Annotated in this window: 1 protein-coding gene; it reads left to right on the top strand. The window is 65.5% G+C overall.

Features of this window, described 5'->3' with window-relative positions; all coding sequences use genetic code 11:
- The coding region (locus BST27_RS29435) for a non-ribosomal peptide synthetase (RefSeq protein WP_139805446.1) at positions 1 to 5,885 on the top strand (5,885 nt) is incomplete at both ends.

Here is a 5,885-nt window from a genome sequence, read left to right as displayed (position 1 = left end):
GGGTGTGGTGGGGGAGTTGTATGTGGCCGGTTCGGGTGTGGGGGTTGGGTATTGGCGGCGGGCGGGGTTGACGGCGTCGCGGTTTGTGGCCTGCCCCTTCGGCGGGCTCGGGACCCGGATGTATCGGACCGGGGACCTGGTGTGCTGGGGCGCTGATGGTCAACTGCGTTACCACGGCCGGGTCGATGAGCAGGTCAAGATCCGCGGCTACCGCATCGAGTTGGGCGAGGTCCGGACCGCGCTGATCGCCCTGGACGGGGTCGACCAGGCGGTGGTGATCGCCCGCGAGGACCGCCCCGGGGGCAAGCGCCTGGTCGGCTACGTCACCGGCACCGCCGACCCCACCACGCTGCGCACCGCCCTGGCCGAGCGGCTACCGGCCCACCTGGTGCCATCCGCGATCGTCGCAATCGACGCCGTCCCACTGACGGTCAGCGGCAAACTCGACACCCGCGCCCTGCCCGCACCGGAATACACCGGCGGCGAATACCGCGCTCCGGCCAATGCTGTGGAAGAACTGCTGGCCGGCATCTACGCCCAAGTCCTCGGCGTAGACCGCGTCGGCGTGGATGATTCGTTCTTCGAGTTGGGTGGGGACTCACTGTCCGCGATGCAGCTGATATCGGCGGTCAACGCCGCCTTCGATACCAGCCTGCCGGTGCGAGCGGCCTTCGAGGCGCCCACCATTGCCCAGCTCGAGCCCCGCATCGGCGGTCCGACCGCCGGAGTGGCGCCGCTGACCACCCAGCCACGACCGGCGTTGGTGCCCTTGTCATTCGCCCAGGAACGGCTGTGGTTCCTCAGCCGGTTCGAAGGCGGCATCGCGACGTACAACATTCCGACAGCTTTTCGGATCAGTGGAGCGTTGGACATCGATACGCTCGGCGCTGCCCTCGATGATGTTGTGGCACGCCATGAATCGCTGCGCACCATATTTCCCGACAGCAACGGCGTTGCCTCCCAACACGTCTTGCCGGCCAAGCCAGGCATGTGGCGTCGCGAGGGCGCGGCCCTTGTCGAGGTGACGGAACAAGACCTGGGCGCCGAATTGTTGGAGCTCGCGCGGTATCGGTTTGATTTGTCGACGGAAATCCCGATCCGTGCCCAGGTGTACGCGGTAGGACCCGATCAGTATGTGATCGGAATTGTGGTCCACCACATCGCTTTCGACGGATGGTCGCTGGCCCCGATGGCTCGAGATCTGAGCGAGGCGTATGCGGCGCGGCGGGAGGGAAGGGCTCCGCAATGGTCGCCGTTGCCGGTGCAGTATGTCGACTACACGCTCTGGCAGCGCGCGCAATTTGGTGACCTCTGCGATGCCGACAGTCCCATCGCGGCACAATTGGCCTTCTGGGAGCGGGAGCTTGCGGGCTTGCCCGAAAGGTTGCTGCTGCCCACCGACCGGCCGTATCCGGCGGTGGCCGATTACCGCGGCGCAAAGGTGTCGCTGGATTGGCCCGCGGAGTTGCAGCAGCAACTGACGCGGGTAGCTCGCGCGCACAACTCGACCAGCTTCATGGTGTTGCAGGCAGCATTGGGGCTACTGCTGGCTCAGCTCAGCGAAAACACCGAGGTCGCAATCGGGTTTCCGATCGCAGGGCGGGGCGATCCTGCCTTGGATCAATTGGTCGGATTCTTCGTCAACACCCTGGTGCTGCGGGTCGACGTGGGGGGCGATCCGACGGTTGCCGAATTGCTGGCGCAGGTGCGGGCGCGCAGCCTCGCCGCGTACGAGCACCAGGATGTGCCGTTCGAGGTATTGGTGGAGCGGCTCAATCCGACGCGCAGTTTGGCGCATCATCCGCTGTTTCAGGTCGCGTTGGCCTGGCAGAACTATCCCGGTCATGACCTCGACCCCGCCGCCGGGCTGGCTTTGGGGTCGGGGCCGGGGGAAGTGCAGGTCACCCCGCTGCGAATCGATGCTCGCACCGCACGCTGGGATCTGTTGTTCGCGTTGGCCGAACAGTGGGGACCCGACGGGGAGCCAGCGGGCATTTCCGGGACGGTGGAGTTCCGTACCGATGTGTTCGACGCCGCCAGCATCCACACTCTGATCGGGCGGCTGCGGCGGGTGCTAACGGCGATGACCGCGGATCCGGGCCGGCGGTTGTCGTCGATCGACGTAGTGGACGCCGTCGAGCACGGTCGCCTCGACGAGGTCGGGAACCGTTCGATCTTGCGCGGCCCGACGGCGAAAGACGTTGGGGCGTCGATACCGGCGTTGTTCGCCGTTCAGGCCCGGCGGACTCCGCACGCGGTGGCGGTCACGTTCGAGGACCGCCCGTTGACGTACCGTGAACTCGACAGCGCCGCAGCGCAATTGGCGCGTTCGCTGGCGAGTCGGGGGGTAGGCCCGGGAACGAGCGTCGCGCTGTTGGTGCCCCGCTCGGCGCGGGCGATCGTGGCGATTCTTGCGGTGCTCAAGACCGGCGCAGCGTATGTGCCGATCGACCCGGGGGTGCCCGCCGCGCGGGTGCGGTTCGTGCTCGACGATGCCGCGCCGGTGGCCGTATTGACCACGGCGAGTCTGGCGGTGCACCTCGACGATTGCCCGGTAGAGATCATCGATATCGACGATCTCGATGACCACGCGGAGGTCGCTACCGAAGTGCGCCTGGTCGGGCCCGCCGCCGACGACATCGCCCACATCATTTACACGTCTGGCACGACCGGCGTGCCCAAGGGGGTGGCCATCACCCACCGCAGCGTGACCCGGTTGCTGGTCACCCTGGACGGTGAGCTGGAGTTGGCGGGACAGGTGTGGTCACAGTGTCATTCGCTGGCCTTCGACTTCTCGGTGTGGGAGATCTGGGGTGCGCTGCTTTACGGCGGCCGGCTGCTGGTGGTACCCGACACGGTGGTGCGGTCGCCGCGAGACATGCACGCACTGTTGGTTACCGAACAGATCAGCGTGTTGAGCCAGACCCCGTCGGCTTTCTATGCGTTGCAGGCGGCTGATGCGCTCTCGCCGGAGTTGGGCCGTCAACTCAAGCTGGAGACGGTGATCTTCGGCGGGGAGGCGCTGGAGCCACATCGGCTGAAGAGTTGGTTGAAGGATCACCCCGGCTCACCGCGCCTGATCAACATGTACGGGATTACCGAGACGACGGTCCATGCCTCGTTCCGGGAGATCGTCCCCGCCGACGCCGAGGACGTCGAGAGCCCCATCGGGGTGCCATTAGCCCACCTGGCCTTTTTTGTGTTGGACGGGTTTTTGCGGCCGGTGCCGATTGGTGTGGTCGGTGAGTTGTATGTGGCCGGCGCCGGAGTCGGCCTCGGCTACCTGGGCAGGGCCCGTTTGACCGCGACCCGGTTTGTGGCGTGTCCGTTCGGCGGTGTCGGCGAGCGCATGTACCGGACCGGAGATTTGGTGCGTTGGCGCGACGATGGGCAGTTGCGGTATGTGGGTCGGGCGGACGAGCAAGTCAAGATCCGCGGGTATCGCATCGAACTCGGTGAGATTGAGGCGGCGTTGGCGGCCCACCCTCGAGTGGCCCAAGCGGTGGCCATAGCTCGCCCGGCCGCGTTGGCAACGGACGCCGGGGAGGGTATCGACAAGCACCTGGTGGCCTATGTCGTGCTGGATCAGGACATGGTCCTGGCCCGAGAGCCGGAACGAGAAGCGCAACTCGTCGAGCAGTGGCAGGAGGTGTACGGCGGACTGTATTCGGGCCAAACGTCTCCGGAGGGCATTTCGGCGGAGTTGGGTGAGGACTTCGGGGGCTGGAACAGCAGTTACACCAGAGACCTGATCCCGCTCGAGGAGATGCGGGAATGGCGGACGGCCGCAGTCGAACGAATCCGGGGGTTGCGGCCCGCGCGGGTGTTGGAGATCGGAGTTGGTTCGGGGCTGCTGCTTACGCACCTCGCACCAGGGTGCCTCGAGTACTGGGCGACGGACTTTTCCGAGCCGACAATCCAGACCTTGCAGACCGCGACGGCTGCGCAGCCCTGGGGGGATCGGGTGCGATTGCGGGTGCAGTCGGCGCATGAAGCTGACGGCCTGCCACAGGGGTATTTCGATGTGGTCGTACTCAATTCGGTGATCCAGTACTTCCCCAACGCCGGATACCTGCTTGACGTCCTGGCGCTCGCGATGCGAATGCTGGCACCGGGTGGGTCAGTGGTCCTTGGCGACGTGCGCAACCTCTCGTTGCTGCAGGCGTTCACCACCGGAATGGTGTCCGCCGACAGCGCCGGTGCCGACGACCTCGCCGGCGTAGTACGTGAGCGGGTGCGCCGGGAAATCCTTGCCGAACAGGAACTGCTGTTGGCGCCGGAGTTCTTTGTCGCTTTGCCGCAACACCTTTCGGACATCGCGGCGGTAGATGTACGGCTCAAGCAAATGCAGGCGGTCAACGAACTCAGCAGCTACCGATACGAAGTGGTGCTGACCAAGGGCCCAGCGCCGGTGCGGTCCCTCACCCATACGGATTGCGAGCCGTGGGACCGGTTCGGAAATCTGACCGTGCTGGGCGACTACTTGAGGTCCGAACAACCCGGGGAGTTGCGCATCAAGGGAGTACCTCACGCCGGAATCTGGCCCGACGTCGAATTGGCGCGGGCGCTGGACGAAGCCGGGGACCGAGTGCCCGTCAGCGAATTGCGCGCCGCCATCTCGGCACCCGACGCGGTGCTGCCGCACCAATGTGAGCAATTGGGGCGGGAACTCGGCTACTTGACCGTAGTGACCTGGTCACCGACGGCTGGGTTGGTGGACCTGATATTCGCGCGAGACACCGACGCCCCTGCTGGCGGCCCACTCTCGGGCGTCTACCAGCCCGGGCCGCAGATCGGTTCCCTCGCGAACTATGTGAACGACCCGTCGGCGATCGAACGCGCCGCCGAATTGCGTTGCTTTGTGGCTTCGCGTTTGCCCGAACACATGGTGCCAGCCGCGATCATGGTTCTGGAGTCGTTGCCATTGACGGTCAACGGCAAGCTCGACCGGCGGGCACTGCCGGCGCCGGAATTCGTTGGCGGCGCGGCGTATCAGGCGCCGCGTGATCGACGGGAACGGGCTCTGGCCGCGCTGTTCGGCGAGATCCTCGGTGTGACTCGGATCGGTGTCAACGACTCGTTCTTCGATCTGGGTGGGCATTCACTTCTGGCGACGCGGTTGGTGGCGCGGATCCGCGCCGAATTAGGTTTTGCGATCCCGATCCGAGCGTTGTTCGACGCTCCCACGGTAGCGGGACTGACCGAATGGATGAGCGCCCACGGCGCGAATTGGGCGGGTGTGCCGTTAACCGTGCAGGCGCGACCGGAATTGGTGCCGTTGTCGTTTGCCCAGGAGCGGTTGTGGTTTTTGGACCAGTTGCAGGGTCCTTCACCGGTTTACAACATGCCGGTGGTGTTGCGGTTGGGCGGGCAGCTGGATGTGGGGGCGTTGGGTGCGGCGTTGGCTGATGTGGTGGCCCGTCATGAGAGTTTGCGCACGGTGTTCACGGTCGAGCAGGGCGTGCCGCGGCAGGTGGTGATGGCCGCCGAGGGGGTGGATTTCGGGTGGCAGGTGATCGATGCGGCCGGGTGGTCGGCGGGGCAACTGACGGCGGCGATCGAGGCCATCGCAGGTCATGCTTTTGATCTGAGTTCTGATATTCCGTTACAGGCGAAGCTTTTCCGCCTTGGCGACGATGAGCATGTGCTGGCCGCGGTGGTGCATCACATTGCTGCTGATGGACAGTCGGTGGTGCCGTTGACGCGTGATCTTGGGTTTGCGTACGCCAGTCGCAGTGCCGGAAACGCGCCGTACTGGGCCGATTTGGCGGTGCAGTACGTGGATTATGCGTTGTGGCAGCGCGCGCGGTTGGGGGATGTGGGTGATGCGGGCAGTGTGATCGCGGGGCAGGTGCGGTATTGGCAGGAGGCGTTGGCGGGGTTGC

The sequence above is a fragment of the Mycobacterium intermedium genome (assembly GCF_002086275.1).
Lineage (GTDB): Bacteria > Actinomycetota > Actinomycetes > Mycobacteriales > Mycobacteriaceae > Mycobacterium > Mycobacterium intermedium.
Note: the sequence above shows the minus strand (reverse complement) of the source record. Positions and strands in the feature narration are given on the sequence as shown.